The following is a 24,918-nucleotide window of genomic DNA, read 5'->3' as shown; positions in this document are numbered from 1 at the left end:
GTCAACATATGGCAAAACAGAAGTTTTCGGTGCTGATCGGTGCTGTATTGGCATTTACGCTGGTCGGCGGCAGTGTGTATGTGTTGTTCGCAGATGATCCGCAGCCGGTTGCTATCGGCACTCTGCATGAATTCCCAGAAGTCAGCTTGGAGCAAATTGACGGAAGGGAAAAGATGAAAATCAGTGGGGGCGGAGTCAAACTGGTTGCGTTTGTCAGTGATGAGTGCCACACCTGTCATGAGGCGATGGATGCACTGATTACGTCAGAGATTTTAAATTTGGATGACTTCGGAATTTACTACGTATGGAAAGATAAACCTAAAAGTGTGCCGAATTCTGTGCAGCATGAAAAGATCCACAATCTGATTCTTAATGAACGCAAACTGGATAATGACACATACGGCTGGAGCATGACGCCTCGTTTTTATATGCTGGATGCAGAAAACAAGGTGATCTGGGATGGCTTGGGCTTCTCAGACTCGATTCAGGTGACGATGGAGAGGAAGGCTGAAGAGGCATGAGTATGTGGCTGTATGATTTAGAACAATCATACAACTCGATCAAGCGGCATCTCTTATTAAGTCTGCTCATCACGATGTCGTTGACCATTGGTTTGATTTTTCCGGCCGTGAATCTCGCAGTCTTTGCTGGTGCGTATGATCAGATGCAAGGCAGCTTTTTACAGGGAGAGCATCTTTATCAGAATCACTTCACTCCGCGCATTGATTATGCACATGCAGATCAGGTCGCCCAAATGATCGCTAAGATTCCTGGGGTTGAGAAGGCGGTGCTAGAGTCGAATTCCGTCCTCCCAATATCCTCGGAGACTGCGCTGGTCAATGGGCCGATTGCTTTGGAAACTCGCGATTCGCTATCGCTCAAAGGCGTGCCTGCTGAAGAAATTGGTGATTTATTTACCAAGCCCAATCAGATGCTGCTCACTTCGAACATGGCGGAAGCGCTGTTCCCGCCAGCGGTTGACCCAGTTGGGAAAACGTTGCGTATCGCGGGAGTGGATTTTACGGTAGCGGGCGTGTTGAAAGGTGGGCAAAGAACTGTTTATTCCTCCATTGACGCTGCAAATGGGATGATCGGTAATCAAAAACCTCTGGTACAAACGATAACTGTACAACTTGGTGAAGCGAATCCGGATGCGCTGGGGGAAGCCAGCCGAATCATGACCGAACAAGGCTACCGAGCGAACTTTGAGGATTATACAGATTACACAGAAAACCAAATGAGCGGTTATTATCGAGACTTTTTGTTTTCATTGGGCATGTGTTTGTTGCTTCTGATCTTCACATTGCTGAACACCGTGTCTTTGCTTGTCTACAAATATGAAAAGGATCGGCAGAAGTGGGCCATTGCATATACATTTGGGGCCACGAACCGGAATTTGCGCCGCCAAGTGTATACCGAATCGCTCCTCTATTCGGTAGTAGCGTTGGTATTGTTGTTCCCAGGTGCAGCGGTCGTCAAACAGATCGTAGAGCAGTTTGAGCTGAACACCGTTTTTTCACCGCTCGTATATGGCGGCTTGTTTGCAGCGGGCGTGTTGACATCGCTCTTTCTGGCTTGGATGTCCCTGCGGCGAATCGGAAAAGGCAATTTACTTCAGGAACTGAGGGGATGAGTTGATGTCCTATTCGTTGGAACAAGCTGTGAAGCAGCTCGTTAGACACAAGGGAAGGGCAGTGATGTCATTCCTCCAATTGTTTCTAGCGTTGTTGATCGTTCAGTCCGTGTTCACTGTGTACCAAGATAAACAAAAACAGTTCGATTCGATGATGAACGCGTTTGGCGTAGGATTATACCAATTGAACATCGCATATGTCGGCGAGCTAATCAATGGACCACCGCCGAAGACGGATTTAGTGCCGGAACAGTGGGCGGCTCTCGAGTACTATGCGAATGGTCATTACGAAATCTATGAAGTCGTACAATCGACAGTACGAGTCCCCGATGTGGCAGAGCCATTAGAACTGATACGAATGGACAAGCGATTCTACGAGGCGGTTGCAGCTTCGATGGGGTATGCAAAACCGCCTGCTTTTTTGATTAGCCCGGCCTTGATTACTGAGGCATCGAAAAATTGGGAAATCAACGGTCAGCAGCTGCAGATAACAAATAGTGCAGTGGTGAATCAAGAACTTCTCCAGCATGTGATTACTACCTATCGTTTTCTGCCAAGGTGGTATGCGATCCAGCCGGTAGATGCCGAAAGTCTTCGTCGATCGGACAACGGGCGAAGAGAGGTCTGGCTACAAGGAATGGAGACTTTCTCAACGAGTGTACGGGGCCAACTGCTCAAAGAGTTGGAAGCGAAGGGAACCGGGGAATGGACATATGCGTATAAACCCGCCCTGGAATATCCGCAACAAGAGCTTGATTATGTCAAACTTGTAGCTTCAGCGTTTTTGCTGTTTGGCATATTTATTTTGCTTGTCTCTACCATTGGCATGGTCGGTACCAACTTTGTAGCATTTTTATCCAAACGACATGAGTGGGCTACCCATATGGTGTATGGTTCCAGTCGCTGGGATTTGATTCGCGTACAAGTGTATTACTTTTCCATATTGTCCTTGTCAGCGATCTTGTTATCGTTGGCGGGCTCAAAATTGTTGCTACAGCAGTTCTTCCCTGATCTTACGGTGAACCTTCCGCTGATTGGCGGCATTTCGCTGTTACTCGCTTTTGTTGTCGGAACTGTTACGTTGATTCCGTACCTGCAAATCCGTCAAATTCGGTTGAGTGAAGCGTTAAAACAAGAGAGGTGATCACATGATTGAACTTCGACATGTCAGCAAAACGTTCCAGACAAAAAATCTGCGGACTGAAGTCCTGTGCGAGATAGATTTTAAGATTGAGGAAGGAGATTTCCTCGCCATCATCGGGACCTCCGGCGCTGGGAAATCGACACTATTGAACTTGATCGGGTTGCTGGACTTGCCAACCAGCGGGCAGATTTTTGTGCAAGGCGAAGAAGTGACCAAGCTTTCAGAAAAAGATTATCATCGGATCCGTAACAGCATGATCGGCTTTATCTTTCAGGACTTTAAGTTGGTTCGCGATATGACGGCGCTAGAAAATGTGGAGATTCCATTGGCTTATTCCAATCGATACAGCAAAAAAGAGCGCCATTCGCAAGCTCGAGACATGTTAAAACGTGTTGGTCTAGATGGAAAGGCGCAGTCTTATCCTGACGAGCTTTCCGGTGGTCAAAAACAGCGTGTTGCTATCGCGCGCGCATTGGCAAACCGCCCGCGGCTGCTGATCGCTGATGAGCCGACGGGCAACCTTGACTCCGAAACGACGCAGGAAGTGCTCGCACTTCTGCAAGCGTTGCATCAGGAAGGAATCACGGTGATCATCGTCACGCATGATCCTTATGTGGCTAGTCACGCCAATACGGTTTGGCGGATGGACAACGGGCAACTTCATCAGGAATAAACGGTCACGATTGGTAGCGTATATCGCTTGTTTGAGTTCGTTCATCGCATATGGCAAAGCGTACACCTGTTCGGTGGATGACAAACTCGCTGTGTTGGACGAAAACGGCAAGCTGTAGGTTTCAACAAATTTTATACAAAAAATAGGCGGCCCTTTGGGTCGCCTTTTTGCCGCGCAGAGCGGCTCACATTTTACTCGCATTCTTTGATCTTGCAGAATCGATGCGCGTGGTATAATACAAAACAAACTATCACGGAATTCGAAACAATCAAGAAGATCGATGGGAGCGGTAACAGATGGAAAAGAATGTACGTGCAGAGGGTCAGACCAGCATCTATCTGCTGCTCTTATTGGTACCGCTGTTTTGGGGCGGGGCGTTTGGGGCGAGCAAGCATGTCTTGTCGGAGATTCCGCCGTTTGTGACAGCCACGCTGCGCTTTGGGCTGGCCGGGTTGATTTTGGTAGGTTGGTTGACGCTTAAAAAGGGCTGGGACCTCAAACTGCTCAAGGAGCGGTGGAAGGGGCTTTTGTTGCTTTCGTTGACTGGAATTTTTGGCTATAATGCCTTTTTCTTTATGGGTTTGCAGTTTACGTCGGCGACCAATGGGTCGCTGGTCGTAGCGATGAATCCGGTGTCTACGACGCTGGCTGCGGTGATTTTTTTAGGCGAAGCGTGGAGCAGACGACTTGGGTTGGGAATGGCGCTGTCGTTATGCGGGTTGCTCGTCGTCATCACCGGCGGCTCCTGGGAGACGATCCGCACGATGTCGTTTAACACAGGTGACATCATGCTGCTTGGCTCAGTGGCGAGTTGGTCGATCTATTCGGCGACTGGCAAAGTGCTGTTAAAAGGTATGTCCTCGCTGTTTGTCACCACAGTGACGACCGTTGCAGGCGCGATCGCGCTGTTTGTCGCCTCGCTGTTTGAAGGTGGCTGGGCCAAGGTGCCCGACTTGTCGATGCAAGCGATGGTCGAGTTGGTCTACATGGCAGTGTTCGCATCGGTGATCGCCTTTGTGGTCTGGAATCTCGGGATTCAGCGCATCGGAGCGTCGAGAACGAGCGCGTACGTCAACCTCGTGCCGATCTGTGCGACGACGATCGCCGTGCTGTTGTACGGGGAACAGGTGACGTGGGCACATGCGGTGGGCGTGATGTTGACCGTCTCCGGCGTGCTAATCACCACCCGCTCGCCGTCACAACAAAAAGTCGCGTCTGTGCGCGAAAATGTGTAAATGGAGGGGGGAGTTGGATAAGATAAGCGATGAACCGTTTCCTTCGCTGGCTCATATCCTATATAATAAGGATAACATCTGAGGACGAGCGTGAAGATCGACGGTTTACAAAGAAGAACATGCGAACCCAACAAGGGTTACGGATATAGGATGGTGCAACTGTTTCATGATGTTTTCGGAGACGATCGCCAAAATGAAAGGCGGGCAAAACCTCGTGCTTTGCCATGACCAGGCTGACAGTGATGCCATCGGGGCGGCCTATGCCTTGTCGCGCTTTATCGGTGCTGATATCGGCGTGCCGCAAGCGGTGGCGACGCATACACACAAATTGCTGGAGGAGTTGCAGATCAACGTTCTCATCGGCCCGGACCCGAGCCGATATGAGCATGTGGTCGTGGTGGATGCAGCCTCCCCTGTTCAGCTCGGCAAGTCGCTGCCTGAGCGCTACTGGTTCATCGACCACCACCCGATCAACACGCTACAGGAGAACGCGCTGGGCGGGCTGTACGACCCGGTATCTTCGACCTGTCAACTTGTCTTTCGCCTGCTCAAAGAGCTGGACGCGCCGTTCGACCGCCAGATCGGGATCGCGCTGGCGGCGGGGATCATGACCGACACGATCAATTTTCATAAAGGCGACCCGGAAGCGTTCCATGCGTTTGGTGAAATTTTAGCGCGCTGTGCCCTGACCTATGAAGAAGTGCAGCGCCTGTATATCGTTGATGAACGCCATGCCCGCGGCGCGATCTGCCAAGCGGCATTGGCTGCCAAAAAGTACACGTTTGGCGGCTATCACGTGCTGGTCAGCGACATCGAAACGAACATCCCGACCTTTGCTGCCCGCGCTCTGTTCGATTTGGGCGCCGACGTATCGGTGGTCGGCTTTGCAAAAGGCGAGGAGGTGGAGATTCGCATGTACCTGCGCCAAGAGCTGGCCGAGATGCATCACCTCGACGCTGCCGAACAGTTTCGCACCATGCCCGGCATGGACCAAGGCACCGCTTGGGGCTACGCGCTGTTTGCTGGGTACCGAGCGAAAGGTGGCGATCTCCACGTGCTCTTGCAGAACATCGTGAAGCGTTTTGAAGACTTGCTAGGATAAAGAGAGACCCTCGCATTTTGAGATAATCCCTTTTGTGTAGACAGTAGGAAGCAAGCCCCCTTACTGTTACTACACAAGGGGGATTTTCTTTTGGAAAAGACAGCGCGGAAACGAAAAACGTATTCACGAGAATTCAAGTTCATTGCGGTAAAGATGTATTTGGAAAAAGGAATGGGTTATAAATCGGTCGCAAGTGAGCTGCAGATCCCCGACCACAGCATGGTAAGGAAGTGGGTCAAAAACTACAAAACGCTTGGGGCGGAGGGCTTAGAGGAACGCAGAGGAAAGACGAGAACACCGTTCACTGGTCGTCCGAGAACGAAAAAGCTTACGCTCGAACAAGAAGTGCAAAAGTTGAGAGCGGAGAACGACTTTTTAAAAAAGCTGTTGCTTTTGCAAAGGAGGTGAGAGGTAAAGCGAAGATTCGTCAGTGCTACCAAGTCATCCAAGATCTTACTGGTAGCTATTCAACGTCACTGTTGTGTGAAACCGCAGGAGTATCACGGAGTGGGTATTACAAATGGGTTCAACGTCGACAAATGATTACATCCAAACAAAAGGAGGAGCGGCAGCTCAAAAAACTTATTTTGCAATGTCATAAAGCAGTCCGAGGAACCTACGGTTACTATCGTGTTCGTGCTTGGCTACGTCGAAAACACAATCTCAAGATCAATCACAAACGTGTGTACCGGCTTATGAAAGAACTAGGTATCCAGTGCGTTGCAAGGAAGAAGAAACGCTGGTTTGGCAAGAAATCAGAGAATTATACAGCACCAAACTCATTGAACCGAAACTTTAAGGCCTCGCGGCCAAATGAAAAATGGGCGACAGATATCACCTACCTGCTTTTCAATGGACAGAGGCTATTTCTGTCGGTCATCTACGACATGTTTAACAACGAAATTGTCGCCTACCGCATCGGAGAGCGGAACGATCTTAAACTGGTTCTTGATACCGTCAAGCTCGCCAATAAAAAAAGAGATGTGACCGACACCCTTCTTCACAGTGATCAGGGGTTCCAGTACACATCTCACCAATATAACAAGTTGCTTCAAACATACAACATAGCGCAGAGTATGTCCAGAAAAGGAAACTGCTTGGATAATGCCTGCGTAGAGAACTTCTTTGGTCATCTGAAGTCGGAACTCATGTATCTCAACAAGTTTCGCACCAAGGCAGAGGTGATGAACGCTGTGGCTAGCTACATTCGATTTTACAACCAGCAAAGAATACAACGGAAATTAAATGACCTGAGCCCAGTAGAATACCGAACTCAGGTCTGTGCCTAATTCATAGGGTGGCTTTTTACCCGCTGTCTACTTGACAGGGATATGTTCATTTGGCGGGGGTCTCTTTTCTATGTTCGCTCAATTGGGGGTCGGCCGTTTGATAAACCGCTCCAACAGATCGAAGCGGCGTTTGGAGTGGTAGCCGTCGAAGTGATGGCCGCGAAAATGGCGAGAGCGGGTGCGGCCGGCGAGGAGACAGTGCGCTTCGAGGAGGTCGCCGATGATCGTTTCGCGGATCAGGTCGAAATGGGCCGGCCCTTTGTGCGCCGAGCCGAGCCGCGCTTGCGGAATGTGGGTCAAGGCGTCGATGCGCATGCCTTGCAGCTTGGCGTGGGCGAGCACCAGCGGCGGCACGGCGAGGAAGGCGGTCGGGATGTCGCGAAGCAGGCGGCGAGAGACGACGTGAGGGCCGTGTGACGGGCTGCTCAGGCCGATGCGCGGCTCCAACCCTAGTTTGCGGTTCAGCGAGCTTCTCAGGCGCAGGAGCGGGTTTCTGGACATGTCCAGACGGTGCGCGGTGCCGTAGGTGTCGGTCAATCCGAGGTCGAGGCCGAAGCGCACCGTGTCTGCGGTCAGTTGTTTTAATTCATGGCGGTGGTGTCCGATCAGGTCGCCGTCGTAAAACAGGACGTGTTCCGCCCCTTGCTGGTAGGCGTAGGTAGCTCCGATCGCGCGGGGCACGTCAAAGCCCAGCTCGGCCTGAAAGGTGATCACCGTCATCTTTTCGTCTTGCAGCGCCAGCACGCATTCCCGCGTGTCGTCCTCGCAGCCGTTGAGCACGACGATGATGTGCTCCACTCCGGCGAAGCGAACATTGCGGATGGCGACGCCGATGCGCTTGCTGACATTGCGGGCCGGTATCACAGCATACACAAGCACTCACCTCCCGTCTCCGATCATGATATGCAGAAAAACCCCCGGCAAGTGACCAAACCATGCCTCCGCTCATAAAATACGGGGAAAGGAGGAGCTGCCATGTGGAAAGTTGGCGACCTTGTCGCGCGGAAGTCTTACGGAAAAGACATTTGTTTTCATATCGTCGAGCTGGATAAGAGCAACCAATCGGCCGTGCTCAAGGGAATCGAAGTCCGCCTGCTCGCAGACGCCCCCTGCAGCGACCTTGAAAAGCTGAGCGACAAAGAACTGAAGGACTACATCGCAGGCTACACCCGTGAAGAGGATGACGTGCTGCGCCTGATCCGTTCACGCCGCGTGGTCGAGGTCGAAAAACAAATGATGCGCTCCGATCGCAAGTTTCGCGACAACCACGATTTTTTTGAAAAGCCGGGACGGGTTCTGCACTTAGATGGAGACGGTTCCTACCTGGATAAATGCTTGATGTTTTATGAGGAGCTTCGCATCCCGGCGATCGGTCATCATGTGCCCGAATCTCGTATGTCTGAAGTCCTACCGCACTTTTTGGAACAATACCATCCGGACATCCTGATCCTGACCGGACATGACGGTCTGTTGCGCAAAGGACAGGATTTATCGAATGTGTTCAACTACCGCAACACCGAAAATTTCATCAAAGCGGTCAAAGCGGCCAGGCGTTATGAGCGCTCCTTTGATGACCTGATCATCTTCGCTGGAGCCTGCCAATCGCACTATGAGTCGCTGCTCGACGCCGGGGCAAATTTTGCCTCCTCGCCGCACCGGATCTTGATCCACGCGCTCGACCCGGTGTTCATCGCCGAAAAAATTGCCTACACGCCGATCAACCAGACGGTGAATATTTTCGATGTGGTCAAATCGACGATCACCGGAACTGACGGGCTTGGCGGCGTGGAATCACGTGGAAAATACAGGATTGGACTGCCTCGCTCGCCCTATTAAAACAAAATGAGGTGAAACTTAGAGCATCAACGAGAAGAACGAACTTTCTGATAACTTTTTGGAAATAAATGATTGTAATTCCTACGTAAAGCCCATTGACAGGTTTTTTGGCGCGCTGATATAATTATTAACTTTCTTTGACAAAGTTCGTCAAACATGCTACACTGTATCTTGGAAAGAGGTGGTGTGTGTTGTCAGCGAAAAACGCACTAAACGAGATTAAGCGCAGCCTTGACCGTCATGTTGGTGAGAAGATTTTGCTGCGCGCCAATGGCGGACGCCGCAAAACGATCGAGCGCACCGGCGTTCTCGAAGAGACATACCCTTCTGTTTTTGTCATCAAGTTAGATCAGGAGAACTCCTTTAAGCGAGTCTCGTACAGCTATGCGGACATCCTCACCGAAACGGTCGAATTGATGGTCTGCAACGATGACGGTCATGTACGCCTGACGTATTCGCAAGGGATCTTAGAAGCATAGAAGATGGGGAGTTTGCCCCGCCGCGGCCTTTCACTTTTGGTGAAAGGCTTTTTTCTTTTTGGGCAGACTACCAAGGAACGTCAAACCAGCCAAGGAGGGATTGCACATGGGACGCAGACGCCGTGGCGTGATGAGTGAGTCACTGAAGTATGAGTTGGCCAAAGAGCTTGGCTTTTACGACACCGTTCAATCTGAAGGGTGGGGCGGCATCAAAGCCAAAGACGCCGGAAACATGGTCAAGCGCGCCATTGAGCTGGCCGAAGAAGCGATGGCGCGCGGCAATCGCTAATCCTCCCGTTTGAGACGGCGTTCCGCGACCAGGGCGTCCCGCCCTGGTCTGTCTTGCCTCCTCGTTCGACCGGGACGTTTTGCCGCTGGCATGAATAAGCGCTCTGCCTCTCTGGGCAGACTGTCAACCTGAAGCAGTATTTCCAAGTTTGAGCAGACGTAAGGAGGCAACTTCGTGAGCAAAGGACCCGGCAAGTTGGTGATCATCGGTGGAGCGGAGGACAAACAAGGCGACAAGGTCATCCTTCGTGAAGTCGTGCGGCTCGCAGGCGGGGAACATGCGCGCATCGTCGTGATGACGGTCGCCACCGAACTGCCGATCGAAGTCGGCGCCGACTACATCGAGATCTTTGACAAAATCGGCGTCGCCGATGTCCGCATGTTTGATGTGTCCACCCGCGCGGCTGCCAATGTGAATTCGGCGATCAAAGCGGTGGAAGACGCCACCTGTGTATTTTTTACCGGAGGCGATCAGGTGCGTGTGACCAAACTGCTCGGCGGGACACGGATGGACGCTGCTTTGCATAAGCGGTATGAAGAGGGAATGGTGCTCGCCGGAACGAGTGCTGGAGCATCGATGATGTCCAGCACGATGATCGTCTCGGGCCAGAGCGAAACCAATCCGAAGATCGGGATCGTGGAGATGGCGCCTGGCATGGAATTTATGCCAGGGGTGGTCATCGACCAGCATTTCGCCCAGCGCGGGCGGTATGGCCGTCTGTTCTCCGCTGTGGCGCAGTACCCGCACCATCTAGGGCTTGGCATCGATGAAAACACCGCGATTGTGGTGCATGGGCAGGAGTTTGAAGTGATCGGATCGGGCGCCGTCAGCGTGATCGACGCCGGAAGTCTCTCGTATACGAATTTGGAACAGGTGCGAAACGGGGATGACTTGGCTCTTTGCGGCGTGACGATGCACATTTTGCCGAAAGGTCACCGCTTTCATCTGCGAGACCGCGCACCGCTACTACAACAGGACACAGCAAACACGTCCGAACCAACATGAGGAGTGGACAACGAATGAAAATCGAGGACATTCGGTTCATCCTTGGACCGAATCTCTATTTGCATCGTCCCGTGATGGTGATGCGCTTACATCTGGAAGAGTACACCGGACAGGAATCGAATCAAGTTCCGGGGCTGGTCGATCGTTTGTTGACCCTTCTGCCAGGCATCCATGACCATCACTGTGCAAAAGGCGAGCCGGGCGGTTTCGTCGAACGTCTGCACGAGGGTACATATATCGGCCATGTGATCGAACATGTGGCGATTGAACTATCGCAGCAAATTGGCATCGGGGTGAATCGCGGAAAGACGTTATACGTCGCAGAAGGCGTTTATGATGTGATCGTCGAGTGTGCGAACGAAGCGGGCATGGAAAGTTTGCTCCGTACCGCGTTCGATTTGGTGCAGGCGCTGATCGACGACAAACCCTTTCCGCTTGGCGAGCGACTGGCAACGGCAAAAGATCTGGTCGATCGCACGGCGCTCGGGCCGAGCACGCGCTCGATCGTCGAAGCGGCCGAGTCGCGCGGCATCCCGTCTTATAGATTGAACGACCGAAGTCTGGTGCAGTTAGGCACCGGACGCTTTTTGAAACGGATTCAAGCGACGATCACCGAGAATACGTCTTGCACAGGCGTCGATATCGCTTCCGATAAGGAGATGACCAAGCAACTGCTCGACATGGCGGCGATTCCCGTGCCGCACGGCGGTGTGGCGTACACGGAAGAGGAAGCGGTCGAGCTATGGCGTTATCTGGGCCGCGCGCTCGTCGTCAAGCCGCGCGATGGCAACCAAGGCAAAGGCGTGTCGATCAATCTGGTCGGCGAAGCGGAAGTGCGAAGCGCCTTTCGGATCGCGCAGGAATATTCGTCCGGCGTGGTGATCGAGGACTATGTGGAAGGACGCCACTATCGCATCCTCGTCGTCGGCGGGCAGGTGGCGGCCGCTTCGGAGCGCGTGCCCGCTCATGTGATCGGAGATGGGACGAGCACGATTTTACAGTTGGTGTCCAAGGTGAATCAAGACCCGTGTCGCGGTGATGGACATGTCAGGTCGCTAACCAAAATTCGCGTCGATGAGGTGGTCCAGGCGCAGTTGGCGCGCGATGGCCGCACGGTGGACGATGTGCCACACGCAGGCGAGATGGTGCTGCTGCGCGATAGTGCCAATCTCTCCACGGGCGGCACGGCCTGCGATGTGACGGCGCGCTTGCACCCGACCATCGCCGATATGGCGGTGCGCACCGCCAGGATCGTCGGCCTTGATGTCTGCGGGATCGATTTTGTCTGCCCGGACATCGCTGCGTGCTTTGACGAGCAGAAGAGCGCGGTGATCGAAGTCAACGCGGCACCAGGCATTCGGATGCACCAGTCGCCAAGCGGTGGCGAGCCGCGTAACGTCGGGGAAGCGATCCTCGACATGCTCTATCCGCCGGGGGCGGAGGTACGGATTCCGGTGATTGCGATCACGGGCACCAACGGCAAGACGACGACGACGCGGATGATCGGCCATGCGATGCAGACGACGGGGAAGACGGTCGGCATGACTTCCACAGACGGCATCTACATCGATGGCAAATGCGTGGCCAAAGGCGACACGACGGGCCCTCGTTCGGCGCGGGCGATCCTCTGTGATCCGGGCGTCGAAGTCGCTGTGCTGGAGACGGCGCGAGGCGGCATCGTGCGGGCCGGACTTGGTTTTGACTACGCGGATATCGGCATCATCACCAACATCGAACCGGATCATCTCGGACAGGACGGGATCGACACGGTGGCAGACCTGATCAGCGTGAAGACGTTGATCGCCGAGCGCGTCCGCCCGGGCGGTACGGTGATCCTCAACGCCGATGACCCGCACCTATGCACGTTGCCCAAGACGATGAAGGAGCGACACAGCAAAGGGCGCAACTTTGTGTTCTTCACGCTCGACGGTGCTTCTCGCGTGCTGCGCCGCCATCTGTCCGAAGGTGGCACCGGCTATTTTTACCGCGACGGCTGGATTTACGAAGCGACGGGGGAGCGAGCGCGCCGCGTGATGCGCGCAGAAGCGATTCCGGTGACGATGCTTGGGGCTGCCCATTTTCACGTCGCCAACGCGATGGCTGCGATCGCCGCATGCCGAGCGTACGGGCTGTCCTGTGAAAAGATCGCGAGTGCCCTCAAAGGTTTTCGCAGCGATGTGCACAATCCGGGGCGCGTCAATCTTTATCAGGTCGGGCGCGGCTACGTGCTGGTCGATTATGGGCACAACCCTCACTCCTTCCAAGCGATCTGCGAGATGGCAGGTCGCTTGCCCAATCGGCGCGTGACCGGAGTGGTCGGCGTGCCGGGCGACCGCAACAACGACATCGTCTGGCAATCGGGCAAAGTGGCGGCAAACGGCTTCCATCGCCTGTTCGTCAAAGAGGACCTCGACCTGCGCGGACGTGCGCAAGGGGAGATCGCCGGGCTGCTCAAGTTGGCGATCGAACAGGTGACGCCGGAAAAAGAGTGCCGGGTCATCCACAACGAGTGCGATGCGCTGGAAGCGGCTTTGCAGGAGCTGGTGGAAGGAGAGCTGATCGTCGTCTTCTACGAAAAGCTCTCTCCGATCCTTGAGGTGTTGCGGCGCCATGAGGCGGTCAGCGTCTCGCATATGGCGTTGCCCAACCGACCTGTAAAAGTGTAAGTATCAGGAAAAAAGCGTGAAATCTACGCTTTTTTCTCCACGTTTGGCAGGAAAATGACCTATCACATGGAAACACTAAGCCAAAAGCAACCCACGATTCGTATGAAGGTAGGTCATCTCTCATGTGGACAGAAAAAGCGCAAGCCAAAATCAACCTGACCCTCGACGTGCTCCACAAGCGCCCGGACGGCTACCACGAAGTGGAGATGGTGATGCAGACGGTCGATCTGTCTGACCATCTGACGTTTACCCCGTCGGAGCAGGGTGAGATTGTTTTGTCTTGCACAGTGCCCTACATCCCGCTCGACAACCGCAACCTCGTCTATCAGGCTGCCCAGTTGGTCAAAGAAACGTTTGGGATCAAAGAGGGTATCCGCATACATATCGACAAGCGGATTCCGGTTGCAGCAGGACTCGCTGGCGGTTCCAGCGATGCGGCGGCGACACTGCGCGGTCTGAATCGGGTGTGGGGACTCGGACAAAGTTTGGATCAACTCGCGGAGCTCGGGGCGAAGATCGGATCGGACGTGCCGTTTTGCATCTACGGCGGTACTGCCATCGCCCGCGGGCGCGGGGAAATGATTAGCCATCTGCCCAAAGTCGCTCCGACGTGGGTAGTGCTGGTCAAGCCACCGATCGCCGTCTCGACGGGCGATGTGTACGGACGGCTGAATGTGGCGGAGATCGACAAGCATCCACACACCGAGGCGATGGTCGAAGCGTTGGCCACAGGCGATGTGCGCCAGATCGCCGCACATCTCGGCAACGTGCTGGAGAACGTAACTTTTTCGATGTACCCGGAAGTGGAACGACTGAAGAGCCAGCTTTTGAAGTTCGGGGCGGTCGGCGCCTTGATGTCGGGCAGCGGTCCGACCGTGTTTGCGCTCGCCGACAAAGAGCATCGGGCGACCCGCATCTACAACGCACTGCGCGGCTTTTCCCGTGAAGTTTATCTCTGCCGCTTCTACTAGGGGCACAGTTGGAGGCAGAACAACATGGATGTGTTGGTGCTTGCGGGCGGTCACAGCGATGACCTGCCCGTTTTGCAAAAAGCGAACCTGTTGATCGATGGCAAACGCATGGTCGATCATGTTGTCGCCGCGTTGGAGCAGGTTCCGGCGCTGGACCAGATTCGCATCGAGCATGGGGAGAGCGATTCGCTCGTCACCAACCTGCTTACAGCGATCGAGCGCTGGCAGGCGGAGAGTAGCGACTACCTTCTGATCGCTTCCTGCGACATTCCTTTTCTGACCCCGGAGGCGGTGACGAGCTTTTTGGATGCCTGTCCGCCCGGCTATGATTTTTACTATCCGGTCGTAAGCCAAGCGGTATGTGAAACGCGTTTTCCGGGCGTGCGGCGCACCTATGTCAAACTCAAGGACGGGACGTTCACAGGCGGCAATCTCTTTTTGGTCAGAGCTGCTGTTCTGCCGCCGCTCAGTGCGCGCCTCCACCGCATGTTTCAAAATCGGAAGCGTCCGCTGTTGCTGGCGCGCGAGTTCGGGTGGGGAACGACGCTGTCTTTTGCCGCATCGGCGCTGCTCGGGACGCTGTCGATCGCCAAAGTGGAACGGCAGGTCGAGCGGCTCTGTGGGATCAAGGCCAAAGCGGTGATCAGCGAACATGCGGAGATCGGCACGGACATCGACAAGCTTACCGACCTGGCTCTGGTCGAACAGCTTGTCACAAACACGAAAGAAGTGATATGATCCAAATATCATTGTTCGTGTTTCGGAAGGGGACAGGTGGGTGAGTAAAATGCGACGCAGTGAGCGTATCGTGCGACTGACGCAGATTCTATTGGAACAGCCGCACCGCGTGCTGTCGCTTACGGAGATGGCCGACAAGCTCTCCTCTGCGAAATCGTCGCTGAGCGAAGACTTGGCGATCATCCGCGAAGTGATGGAAGCCGAAGGGCTCGGGACGTTGGAGACGCAGGCTGGAGCGTCAGGCGGTGTGCGCTATGTGCCGGGGTTCCGCGAAGATTTGGGAACGGGGTATGTCCAAAAGATCGGCGAGCTGCTGGGCAGTGGCGAGCGCATCTTGCCGGGCGGCTTTTTGTACATGTCAGATGTGCTGGGCGACCCGATGCTGCTCGACACCGCAGGCAAGATGTTTGCAGCTCGTTTTAAAGATGCGGGATGCGACTATGTGGTCACCGTGGAGACGAAAGGCATTCCGCTCGCCGTCGCCACCGCGCGCTATCTCGGCGTGCCGATGGTGGTGGTGCGGCGCGATCATAAAGTGACCGAAGGCTCGTCAGTGTCGATCAACTATGTGTCGGGCTCGCGGCGGATTCAGACGATGTCATTGTCTCGCCGTTCCCTGCCGGAGAAGTCCAAGGTGTTGATCATCGACGACTTCATGAAGGCGGGTGGCACCGTCAAGGCATTGGTCGATCTGATGAAAGAGTTTCAGGTCGAAGTGGTCGGCACTGGCATTTTCATGTCAACCGAAGAGCCACAGGAAAAAATGCTTACAGATTATGTGTCGCTGGCTACCCTACGCGAATTTGACGAGCAGGCGAGCCAGGTGGAAATCGTTCTCGGCACGTATTTTAATTAGGGGGAATTAGGAATGGAAAAGACGATCATCTCTACCGAACATGCACCGGCCGCGATTGGCCCGTACTCCCAAGCGGTGAAAGTGGGCAACATGCTCTTCACTTCCGGTCAAATCCCGCTCACGCCGACGGGCGATCTCGTCACCGGCGCGATTAAAGACCAGACGCACCAAGTGTTCAAAAACCTGAAAGGCGTGCTCGAAGCTGCGGGCGCTTCCTTCACCGACGTTGTGAAAGCAACCGTTTTCATCGCCGACATGGACCAATTCGTCGAGATCAACGAAGTGTATGCTGAGTATTTCGGTGACCATCGCCCGGCACGTTCCACCGTGCAAGTGGCGCGCCTGCCGAAAGATGTCGGCGTGGAAATTGAACTGATCGCATTCGTAAAATAAGCTACCCACAGAAAGCGCTCCTCAGCGGGGCGCTTTTTTATTTTGTGTGAAAAGTTAACATCAATATCAATGTATAATCATAAGAGTCAGACTAACTTTTTTCGATTTAGTTTTAAGGAATTTTGATCTGTAAGAAGGAATTAAGCGATGAAGAGTCGTATTATTAGATTAAGTTAGGCAACACGTACTATCACAAACGTTTAAAGAGGTGACAGGTGTGCAGATCACTGATGTTCGACTTCGCAAAATGAACACAGAGGGCCGTATGAAGGCCATTGCATCGATTACGATTGACAACGAGTTTGTTATTCATGACATTCGTATTATTGACGGAAACAACGGAATGTTTGTCGCGATGCCGAGCAAGCGTACTCCGGACGGAGAATTCCGCGACATCGCACATCCGATTTCTTCTGAGACTCGTCAAAAGATTCAAGATGCAATTTTGCATGAATACTATCGGGTTGAAGAAGAAAGTGAAGAAGAAGAAGCGACGATCGCCTAGCATAAGATCGTTACTCGTTACATAACAGACCTCGTAAAGCCCCCGCTTACGAGGTCTGTTTTTTATTTCGATCTTGTGAAGTCGGTTGAAATGGGGAATCTTATAAGATATAGTTTGTGTTGGACAAACCCTGTAAACCTAAGTTTACAATTGATAGATGGTAAACCCGATTGGGGAGGATGGCACAGTGGCAGGTACATTCGCGGTAGTCTTGGCAGCGGGCATGGGCACCCGCATGAAATCCAAGAAGCACAAAGTTTTGCACGAGATCTGCGGCAAGCCGATGATCCAGCACATGCTGGACACGCTGACGGCGACCGGTTTTGACCGCAAAGTGATCATCGTTGGTGCCCTCAAAGAGCAAGTGATGGATCGGATTGGCGAGCAGGAATATGCGGTGCAAGCGGAGCAACTCGGAACCGCTCATGCGGTGATGATGGCGCAGGACAAGTTGGGCCAAGAAGAGGGCTTGACGCTGGTCTGCGCAGGAGACACGCCGATCATCCGACAAGAGACGTTGCAAGCGATGCTTCGTGCACATGAAGCGAGCGGCGCTGCGGTGACCGTATTGACCGCGGTGGTTGACAATCCGTTTGGGCTTGGGCGTATCATCCGCGATGAAGCGGGCAATGTGTTGCGCATCGTCGAGGAGAAGGACGCGTCGGACGAAGAGCGCAAGATCCAAGAGATCAACTCTTCCGTCTTCCTGTATGACAACCAACTGCTGTTCCATGCGTTGGGGCAAATTGATAACAACAATGCGCAAGGGGAATATTACCTTCCGGACTGCTTGGAAGTATTGCGCCGCGAGGGACACAAAGTAAACGCTTACGTGACCGATGACCCGCGCGAAATTCAAGGGATTAACGACCGAGCGCAATTGGCGATCGCAAATGAGATCATTCGCGAGCGCATCGCGCTTACCCATATGAAAAACGGTGTGACCATCGTCGATCCGAAAGCCACCTATATCGATGCTGGCGTGGTGATCGGCGCTGATTCGGTGCTCCTGCCGGGCACGGTGCTCGAAGGCACCACGGTGATCGGCGAAGACTGCAAGATCGGCCCGAATGCACACCTGGTTAACGTCACCGTGCAAGACGGTGTGCGCATCCAGCATTCGGTGTTGACCGATGCGGTGGTGGAAAACAGCGCGACCGTAGGGCCATATGCTTACTTGCGCCCGAAAGCACACATCGGCGCAGGGGCGAAGATCGGCGATTTTGTCGAGATCAAAAACGCAGTGATCGGGGCAGGTAGCAAAGTGTCGCACCTTTCCTACATCGGCGATGCGGAGATTGGCAGTGGTGTCAATGTTGGTTGTGGCACGATCACCGTCAACTATGACGGTGTGAACAAGCACAAGACGATCGTCGGGGATGACTCGTTTATCGGATGCAATTCCAACTTGGTCGCTCCGGTGACGCTGGGCAAAAAAGTATACGTGGCGGCAGGTTCGACGATCACCGACGACGTGCCGGACGGGGCGCTGGCGATCGCAAGAGAGCGTCAGGTGAACAAAGCAGGATATACAGACAAGTTAGAAGCGCGCCTGAAAGAGCATAAAAGGTAGGGGGCTTTCATCATGACGCCATATAAAGACAAGAAGCTGAAGATCTTTGCAGGGAATGCCAATCCAGAGCTGGCGATGGAAATTGCCAATCAAGTCGGCCTGCCGCTCGGTTCCTCGACTGTCATTCGCTTTAGCGACGGCGAGATTCGCACCAAGATCGATGAGAGTGTGCGCGGCTGTGACGTATTTGTCGTTCAGCCGACGTCCGCTCCGGCCAATGAGCACATCATGGAGCTCTTGATCATGGTCGATGCGTTGAAGCGTGCATCGGCGAAGAGCATCAACGTTGTCGTGCCGTACTTCGGCTATGCGCGTCAGGACCGCAAATCGCGGGCTCGTGAACCGATCACGGCTAAATTGACCGCTAATCTGATCCAGACGGCAGGGGCCAATCGCATGATTACGATGGACCTGCATGCCGGACAGATCCAAGGGTTTTTCGACATTCCAGTTGATCATTTGCTGGCCGAAAAATTGCTGGCCGATTATTTTGCGCAAAAAGGGCTGGAAGATGTCGTCATCGTCTCGCCCGACATGGGCGGAGTCACCCGTGCTCGCGGAATGGCGGAGCGTCTGGGAGCAGGGATCGCGATCATCGACAAGCGTCGTCCGGAGCCGAACGTTTCGGAAGTGATGAACATCATTGGAAACATTGAAGGCAAGACGGCGATCATGATCGACGACATGATCGACACGGCTGGCACGATCACCCACGGCGCGGCGGCGCTGATGGAGCGCGGCTGCCGTGAAGTCTACGCGTGCTGTGTCCATCCGGTGCTTTCTGGTCCGGCGATCACCCGCCTCGAAAACTCGGTGATCAAAGAAGTGGTCGTCTGCAACACGATCGCCCTCGATGAAGAAAAGCGCGCGGGCACTAATAAGATCACGCAATTGTCGGTCGCAGCCCTCATCGGTCACGCGATCATGAAAATTCATGAAGAAGAGTCTGTCTCTAGCTTGTTTTAATCTGAGTTCGAAAACCCTCCTTTGGAGGGTTTTTTATGTTTCTCCCAATCTCGTGATACCTCTATGTTGATTGAACAAACTACGAGAATGCCACGATATCCAAGACTAACCGTCCGATTCCCTTCCCTTTAGGTCTATCTCCTCACCATCTTGGACATCCTAGTCCAGTACAGGTGAATCAGGGGAGGTACGATATCGATGGCGATGAACCGGATCAACTTGGAAGCACATCCGAGATTGAACATGACCAAAGGCGAACGCAACAGCATCCGCCGGCGTGGTGATGTGCCGGGCGTGGTGTATGGCAAAACGCGAGAACCACAAGCAATTTACATAACCGAAGAATCGTTCAAACAGTTGCGCGGCAACGGGCGGACGCTGGTCGAGTTGACCCTCGATGGCGACCGCATCTCTGCGATGGTGCATGAAGTCACGCGCGACATCATGAACAAGAAGCCGTTGCACATCGACCTGCATGCGGTCAACCTGGCCGAGCCGATCCATGTGGAGATCCCGATCTTCCTCGACGGGCTGGAAGCGGTCGAGAAGAAAACGAACGGGATCATCCAGCAACAGACGCGCGAGGTGTTGGTCAAATGCTTGCCGACCGATGTGCCGCAGTTTATTTTGCACAACATCGCTGCGCTCAGCATCGGCGGGAGCGTCACCTGTGGCGATCTGACCATGCCTTCTGGCGTGACGATGCTCTCGCCGACAGATGAGGTGGTCTGCTCGGTCATCGCGGCGAAGAATGCGCCCGCCGACACGGAGATCGAGCCGAAAGAGCCCGAACTGGTGCACGATACGGAAGGCAAGGGCAAAAATGCTGCCGACAAAGTGGCCCGCTAATGTACGATTTAGAGAAGCCGCCCCGAAATGGGCGGCTTTTTGCTTGCATCCCAACATGAGAACAAGTACGCTAATAGATGAATGCCTTGAAACAGAGACTATGGGAGGGAATCCCCCGTGAAACTTTTTGTCGGTCTGGGCAATCCAGGGCCTAACTATGAACTGACCCGCCACAATATCGGATTTTTGGCGATCGACCTTCTGGAAGATGAACTGTCGATTCAGGTGAACAAAAGCAAATTTAAAGCGCTGTATGGCGAAGGCACCTACAAAGGCGAAAAAATCGTGCTGCTCAAGCCGATGACCTATATGAACCTCTCGGGCGATGCGCTGTCCCAGGCGATCGCTTGGTACAAGCCGAGCATCGAGGACATCTTCATCATTTATGATGACATGGATACGCCGCTCGGTCGCATGCGCCTGCGCACCAAAGGCAGCGCAGGTGGCCACAACGGCATCAAGTCGATCATCCAACATCTTGGCACGGAAGAGTTCAACCGCATTCGCTTAGGCGTAGGTCGCCCGCACCCTGGCACCGATGTGATCAAGCACGTGCTGACCAACTTCCGCAAAGAAGAGATGGAAGATGTGGAAAAAGTGGTCTTAAACATGAAGAGCGTCATAGATTGTATTCTAGAGGATGGGTTTCAAAAGGCGATGAACCGCTTCAACACCAAGTAAGGGAAACATCGGGGTATGGGCGCCGATTCCTGTGAGCATACTGGAAACGTAATCACTCGTCCGGCCATTCGATTCAAACGAGGCAAGTTGACCATACTTGCCTCAGATGAACGAGTCGGGTATGCGCACAGGGGGTCGAACATACTTTGAAGATCATTTACTACTGCCGTCACTGTCAGAACCGCATCGGCGAAGTGGACGGAAGCCATGCGACGGAAGCCCGGCTGGGCCTAAGTTCCTTGACTCCGGATGAAGCCGCCGATATAATTACTTATAATTCAATTGAGAACTCAACTTATGTTAAAACGGTATGCGAGTACTGTCAGGAAGCTCTTGAGGCACACCCGGAATTGAACTTATTGTCCAATCCGTTGCAATAGTAACCCCAAGCTTCGGGATGAACAATGCCTTGGCGCGCGGCTAAGGCTTTTTTTTGCTCGTATTGGTTTTGTTCTTACGGAGGGGATAGAGTGCAATCATTAGTTCGAATTTTAAGTTCGGATGGCGATTTTCTGCGCGCTTTGCAGAATCGTCAGGACGGCATCCGCGACCAACTGATCACCGGCCTTACCGGATCAGCTCAGCATCTCTGGCTTGCAGGGATTCGGGGCTCTTTGGCGCGTCCGCTTCTGATCGTCACCCACAGCATGGGGCGGGCTCAGCAGGTGATTGAAGACTTGCTGGAACTGTTGCCGCAAGAGGAGATTCGTCTTTTTCCCAACCGGGAGATGGGGTATGCAGATGTGCTCGCCTACAGCCCGGAGCTGGCGTCTTCGCGCCTCTCGGTGCTGGAGTCGTTGGTGCGCGGAGAGGACTCGATCATCATCGCCCCGATCGCCGCGCTGCATGAGACTTTGACCTCTCCGCACGAATTTTTAAAAGCTGCTCGGACGCTAAAAGTTGGCGATGAGATCGAAATTGACGAGCTTTCCCGCCACCTTTCCTATCTTGGCTATGAACGCGTGGAGATGGTGGAGGCCAAAGGGGAATTTTCTGTCCGTGGCGGCATTGTCGATCTGTTTCCGCTGACTCGCGAAGATGCGGTGCGCATCGAACTGTTTGACGTCGAGGTGGACTCGATCCGCAGTTTCAACCCGACCGACCAGCGCTCGTTGGAGAAGCTGGACGAAGTGTCGGTCTGGCCGATCCGAGAAGTGATCGCGCCGCCTGAGCGCATTCAAGCGGCAGGAGTTGAACTGTCCAAGCGTTTGGAGGCGCATTTAGCCAAACTGCAAAACGCCGAGGTGGCCGAAAAGCTCCGCGAAAACATAGGCGCCGACCTCGATCGGATGGAACAGGGAATCTGGTTTCCCAACTTGATCCGTTACTTTGAGCTGATCGATCCACAGCCGTTCAACCTGCTTCGCTATGTGCGGCAGGATACTGTGTTCATCTACGACGAACCGGGGCGCTTGAAAGAGACGATCAAAGCGTTAGAAAAAGAGGACTTGGAGAACCTGACTACCGCGCTGGAGTATGGCGAAATGTTGCCTGGGCTCGTCGCGGACAAAAAGCGCAACGACATGTTTACCGAAAAGTCGCACACCAAGCTGCTGTTCTCGCTGTTCACCCGCGCCATCCCCGGTTTGACTCCGCAGGCGATCATCAATACCAACACGCGCTCGATGCAAAATTTCCACGGGCAGATGAACGTGCTGAAGTCCGAATTGGAACGGTGGGCGAAACTGTCGTACCAAGTCGTCTTTTTGGCGGCGACCGAGGAGCGGGCTGAACGGCTACAGCGCGTGCTCGAAGATTACAAGATGCAGGCCGATATCCTGCATGAATGGGACGGCACGAGACAAGGTCCGTTGATTTTGATCGGCAACTTGGCTACCGGTTTTGAACTGAGTTTGCTGCGCCTTGCTGTGATCACCGAAACGGAAGTCTTTACGAATAAAAAGAAGACGCGCAAGATGAAGACGCTTTCAGATGCGCAGAAGATCAAGTCCTACCAAGACCTCAAAGTGGGGGACTATGTGGTGCACGTCAACCACGGGATCGGCAAATATATGGGGATTTCCACCAAGGAGATCCTCGGCATTCACAAAGACTATCTGCAGATCAAATACAAAGGCAAAGACGAGCTGTTCGTCCCCGTCGAGCAGATCGATCTCGTCCAAAAATACATCGGGCAGGAAGAAAAGGAGCCCAAGATATACTCGCTCGGAGGCTCCGAATGGCAGCGCGTCAGAAGTAAGGTGCAGTCGGCGGTGCAGGACATCGCCCAAGATTTGATCAAACTGTATGCCGAACGCCAAGCGACGCCAGGTCATCCGTTTGTCGGTGATACGACGTGGCAGCGCGAGTTTGAAGCGATGTTCCCTTACAACGAGACGGACGATCAACTCCGCTGTATCAAAGAGATCAAGAAGGACATGGAGATGGGCCGTCCGATGGACCGTCTGCTCTGCGGAGACGTGGGCTATGGGAAAACGGAAGTGGCGATCCGCGCGGCCTTCAAAGCGGTGATGGACGGCAAACAGGTGGCGGTGCTCGTCCCGACGACCATTTTGGCACAACAGCATTACCAGACCTTCAAAGAGCGCTGTGCAGGCTTTCCGGTCAACGTGGAACTGATCTCCCGTTTCCGCACCAAAGGGCAGGTCAGCGAGGTAACCAAGGGGATCAAGAACGGCTCGGTCGATATTGTGATCGGGACGCACCGCATCTTGTCCAAAACGATGGAGTTTAAAGACCTCGGGCTGTTGATCATCGACGAGGAGCAGCGCTTTGGCGTGTCACACAAAGAAAAGCTGAAACAACTGCGCACCAACGTCGATGCATTGACGCTGACGGCGACTCCGATCCCGCGCACGTTGCACATGTCGATGATCGGGGTGCGCGACCTCTCCGTGATCGAGACGCCGCCGGAGAACCGCTTTCCGGTGCAGACTTTTGTCGTCGAGCAGCAGGACGGCATCGTGCGAGAAGCGATCGAACGGGAATTGGGACGCGGCGGGCAGGTCTACTATCTGTACAATAAAGTAAACGGGATTCAGGAGATGGCCAATCATCTGAAACAGCTCGTCCCCGATGCAAAAGTGCTGATCGGACACGGCCAGATGCCGGAGGAGGAGCTGGAGCGGACGATGCTCGATTTCCTACAAGGGGATGCCGATGTACTCGTATCGACGACGATCATCGAGACGGGCCTTGACGTGCCGAACGTGAACACGCTGATCGTGCACGATGCTGACCATCTCGGCCTCTCGCAACTCTACCAGCTGCGCGGGCGCGTCGGGCGCTCCAACAGAATCGCCTACGCCTATTTCACCTACCAGCGCAATAAAGTGCTGACCGAAGTGGCCGAGAAGCGCCTGCAGGCGATCAAAGAGTTTACCGAGCTCGGTTCCGGTTTCAAAATCGCGATGCGCGACCTGTCGATCCGCGGGGCGGGCAACCTGCTCGGCGCTCAGCAGCACGGCTTTATCGCCTCGGTCGGATTCGACCTCTATTCCCAGATGCTCTCCGAAGCGATCGAGGAGTTAAAAGAGGATGTCGAGAAGGTCGAAAAACTGCCCGACCCGACGGTGGAGCTGTCGGTCGATGCGTACATTCCGGGCACGTATATCACCGATGCGATGCAGAAGATCGAAATCTACAAGAAATTTGTCGCGGCCAGGACGCTGGAAGAAGTGCGCGATCTGGAGGAAGAAGTGGAAGATCGCTTCGGCGATATCCCGCTCGAAGTCCGCAACCTGCTCGCCGTCTCGCGTCTCAAAGCGAACGCGATTCGCTACGGCATGACCGAGATCAAGCAGACGCCGCAGGGCGATGTGATCATCCGCCTGAACGAAGACCAGAACAAAAAGATCGACGGCGAAAAACTGTTCTCGCTCACCCGCGAGTTCCCGAACCGCATGAAACTGACCGCACAACAGCAGATCGTGATCACGCTCAAGGTCAAAGGACTTAAAGAAGCGGAGATCCTGCAAACGCTGGAGAAGTTCATGACTTGTTACAACATCGTGCCCAAGAGGGAGCAGGACACGGTTGATAACATGGCGCTCTAACAAACCAAAAGCAACAGGC

24 protein-coding genes and 1 pseudogene are annotated in these 24,918 nt (G+C 53.9%); 24 read left to right on the top strand and 1 reads right to left on the bottom strand.

The window, feature by feature from the left end; translation table 11 throughout:
* The first annotated feature begins 8 nt into the window (after window positions 1-8).
* From CIG75_RS20390 to CIG75_RS20355, 8 genes and pseudogenes are all read left to right on the top strand, one after another.
* The gene (locus CIG75_RS20390) at window positions 9-521 is read left to right on the top strand and encodes a hypothetical protein (RefSeq protein ID WP_094238249.1); all 513 of its coding nucleotides are present in this window, start codon (window positions 9-11) and stop codon (window positions 519-521) included.
* A complete protein-coding gene (locus CIG75_RS20385) occupies window positions 518-1,633 on the top strand; it encodes an ABC transporter permease (protein WP_094238248.1) in 1,116 nt (371 codons plus the stop codon). Before CIG75_RS20390 ends, CIG75_RS20385 begins: the two co-directional genes overlap by 4 nt.
* 4 nt (window positions 1,634-1,637) lie before the next feature.
* Window positions 1,638-2,777 (top strand): ABC transporter permease, encoded by a 1,140-nt coding sequence (locus CIG75_RS20380; RefSeq protein WP_094238247.1) that lies wholly within the window; start codon window positions 1,638-1,640, stop codon window positions 2,775-2,777.
* 4 nt (window positions 2,778-2,781) lie between these two features.
* Complete coding sequence (locus tag CIG75_RS20375; RefSeq protein ID WP_227874299.1) at window positions 2,782-3,450, top strand: ABC transporter ATP-binding protein; 669 nt, start codon at window positions 2,782-2,784, stop codon at window positions 3,448-3,450.
* Between the two features lie 296 nt (window positions 3,451-3,746).
* Window positions 3,747-4,685 (top strand): DMT family transporter, encoded by a 939-nt coding sequence (locus tag CIG75_RS20370; protein ID WP_094238246.1) that lies wholly within the window; start codon window positions 3,747-3,749, stop codon window positions 4,683-4,685.
* A 166-nt stretch (window positions 4,686-4,851) separates the two neighbouring features.
* A complete protein-coding gene (locus CIG75_RS20365; protein WP_094238245.1) occupies window positions 4,852-5,787 on the top strand; it encodes a DHH family phosphoesterase in 936 nt (311 codons plus the stop codon).
* A gap of 153 nt (window positions 5,788-5,940) precedes the next feature.
* On the top strand, window positions 5,941-6,195 hold the full coding sequence (locus CIG75_RS21345; RefSeq protein WP_265415075.1) for a helix-turn-helix domain-containing protein: 255 nt from the start codon (window positions 5,941-5,943) through the stop codon (window positions 6,193-6,195).
* Window positions 6,150-7,076, top strand: a pseudogene (locus CIG75_RS20355) (IS3 family transposase); the annotation flags it as partial. The gene CIG75_RS21345 and the pseudogene CIG75_RS20355, both read left to right, overlap by 46 nt.
* A 78-nt stretch (window positions 7,077-7,154) precedes the next feature.
* Here the strand turns inward: CIG75_RS20355 and CIG75_RS20350 are convergent.
* On the bottom strand, window positions 7,155-7,949 hold the full coding sequence (locus CIG75_RS20350) for a glycosyltransferase family A protein (protein WP_094238244.1): 795 nt from the start codon (window positions 7,947-7,949) through the stop codon (window positions 7,155-7,157).
* Between the two features lie 102 nt (window positions 7,950-8,051).
* Between CIG75_RS20350 and yabG the strand changes: the two genes are divergently transcribed.
* The 16 genes from yabG (at window position 8,052) to mfd (ending at window position 24,899) form a co-directional block, all read left to right on the top strand.
* Window positions 8,052-8,912: a sporulation peptidase YabG gene (gene yabG, locus CIG75_RS20345; RefSeq protein WP_094238243.1), complete on the top strand. Its 861-nt coding sequence runs from the start codon at window positions 8,052-8,054 to the stop codon at window positions 8,910-8,912.
* 191 nt (window positions 8,913-9,103) lie between these two features.
* Window positions 9,104-9,391, top strand: coding sequence for a biofilm formation stimulator Veg (gene veg, locus CIG75_RS20340; protein WP_087456358.1), 288 nt, complete (start codon window positions 9,104-9,106; stop codon window positions 9,389-9,391).
* Between the two features lie 106 nt (window positions 9,392-9,497).
* Complete coding sequence (locus CIG75_RS20335; RefSeq protein ID WP_094238242.1) at window positions 9,498-9,680, top strand: small, acid-soluble spore protein, alpha/beta type; 183 nt, start codon at window positions 9,498-9,500, stop codon at window positions 9,678-9,680.
* Window positions 9,681-9,854: 174 nt separating this feature from the next.
* Window positions 9,855-10,685 (top strand): cyanophycinase, encoded by an 831-nt coding sequence (locus CIG75_RS20330; RefSeq protein ID WP_094238241.1) that lies wholly within the window; start codon window positions 9,855-9,857, stop codon window positions 10,683-10,685.
* A gap of 14 nt (window positions 10,686-10,699) precedes the next feature.
* Complete coding sequence (gene cphA, locus CIG75_RS20325; protein WP_094238240.1) at window positions 10,700-13,351, top strand: cyanophycin synthetase; 2,652 nt, start codon at window positions 10,700-10,702, stop codon at window positions 13,349-13,351.
* A 122-nt stretch (window positions 13,352-13,473) separates the two neighbouring features.
* Window positions 13,474-14,322 carry a 4-(cytidine 5'-diphospho)-2-C-methyl-D-erythritol kinase gene (gene ispE / locus CIG75_RS20320; protein ID WP_094238239.1) on the top strand — a complete coding sequence of 283 codons (849 nt, stop codon included), beginning with the start codon at window positions 13,474-13,476 and terminating at the stop codon, window positions 14,320-14,322.
* Window positions 14,323-14,346: 24 nt separating this feature from the next.
* Entirely contained in the window at window positions 14,347-15,060 is a 714-nt protein-coding gene (mobA, locus tag CIG75_RS20315; protein ID WP_094238238.1) for a molybdenum cofactor guanylyltransferase, read from the top strand.
* A 40-nt stretch (window positions 15,061-15,100) separates the two neighbouring features.
* A complete protein-coding gene (gene purR, locus CIG75_RS20310; RefSeq protein ID WP_094238237.1) occupies window positions 15,101-15,916 on the top strand; it encodes a pur operon repressor in 816 nt (271 codons plus the stop codon).
* A 12-nt stretch (window positions 15,917-15,928) separates the two neighbouring features.
* A complete protein-coding gene (locus CIG75_RS20305) occupies window positions 15,929-16,309 on the top strand; it encodes a RidA family protein (RefSeq protein ID WP_094238236.1) in 381 nt (126 codons plus the stop codon).
* Between the two features lie 217 nt (window positions 16,310-16,526).
* Complete coding sequence (spoVG, locus tag CIG75_RS20300) at window positions 16,527-16,814, top strand: septation regulator SpoVG (RefSeq protein WP_094238235.1); 288 nt, start codon at window positions 16,527-16,529, stop codon at window positions 16,812-16,814.
* A 157-nt stretch (window positions 16,815-16,971) separates the two neighbouring features.
* Window positions 16,972-18,387 (top strand): bifunctional UDP-N-acetylglucosamine diphosphorylase/glucosamine-1-phosphate N-acetyltransferase GlmU, encoded by a 1,416-nt coding sequence (gene glmU / locus CIG75_RS20295; RefSeq protein WP_407701268.1) that lies wholly within the window; start codon window positions 16,972-16,974, stop codon window positions 18,385-18,387.
* Window positions 18,388-18,399: 12 nt separating this feature from the next.
* Entirely contained in the window at window positions 18,400-19,353 is a 954-nt protein-coding gene (locus CIG75_RS20290) for a ribose-phosphate diphosphokinase (RefSeq protein ID WP_094238233.1), read from the top strand.
* 198 nt (window positions 19,354-19,551) lie between these two features.
* Window positions 19,552-20,202 carry a 50S ribosomal protein L25 gene (locus CIG75_RS20285; RefSeq protein WP_227874298.1) on the top strand — a complete coding sequence of 217 codons (651 nt, stop codon included), beginning with the start codon at window positions 19,552-19,554 and terminating at the stop codon, window positions 20,200-20,202.
* Between the two features lie 117 nt (window positions 20,203-20,319).
* A complete protein-coding gene (gene pth, locus CIG75_RS20280) occupies window positions 20,320-20,883 on the top strand; it encodes an aminoacyl-tRNA hydrolase (protein ID WP_094238232.1) in 564 nt (187 codons plus the stop codon).
* Window positions 20,884-21,029: 146 nt separating this feature from the next.
* The gene (locus CIG75_RS20275) at window positions 21,030-21,263 is read left to right on the top strand and encodes an anti-sigma-F factor Fin (protein ID WP_094238231.1); all 234 of its coding nucleotides are present in this window, start codon (window positions 21,030-21,032) and stop codon (window positions 21,261-21,263) included.
* Window positions 21,264-21,353: 90 nt separating this feature from the next.
* Window positions 21,354-24,899, top strand: a complete 3,546-nt coding sequence (gene mfd / locus CIG75_RS20270) for a transcription-repair coupling factor (RefSeq protein ID WP_094238230.1) — start codon at window positions 21,354-21,356, stop codon at window positions 24,897-24,899.
* Window positions 24,900-24,918: the final 19 nt, after the last annotated feature.

The organism is Tumebacillus algifaecis (assembly GCF_002243515.1).
Taxonomy (GTDB): Bacteria; Bacillota; Bacilli; order Tumebacillales; family Tumebacillaceae; genus Tumebacillus_A; species Tumebacillus_A algifaecis.
The sequence above is the reverse complement of the archived record's forward strand: the minus strand, read 5'-3'. Positions and strand labels throughout refer to the sequence as shown.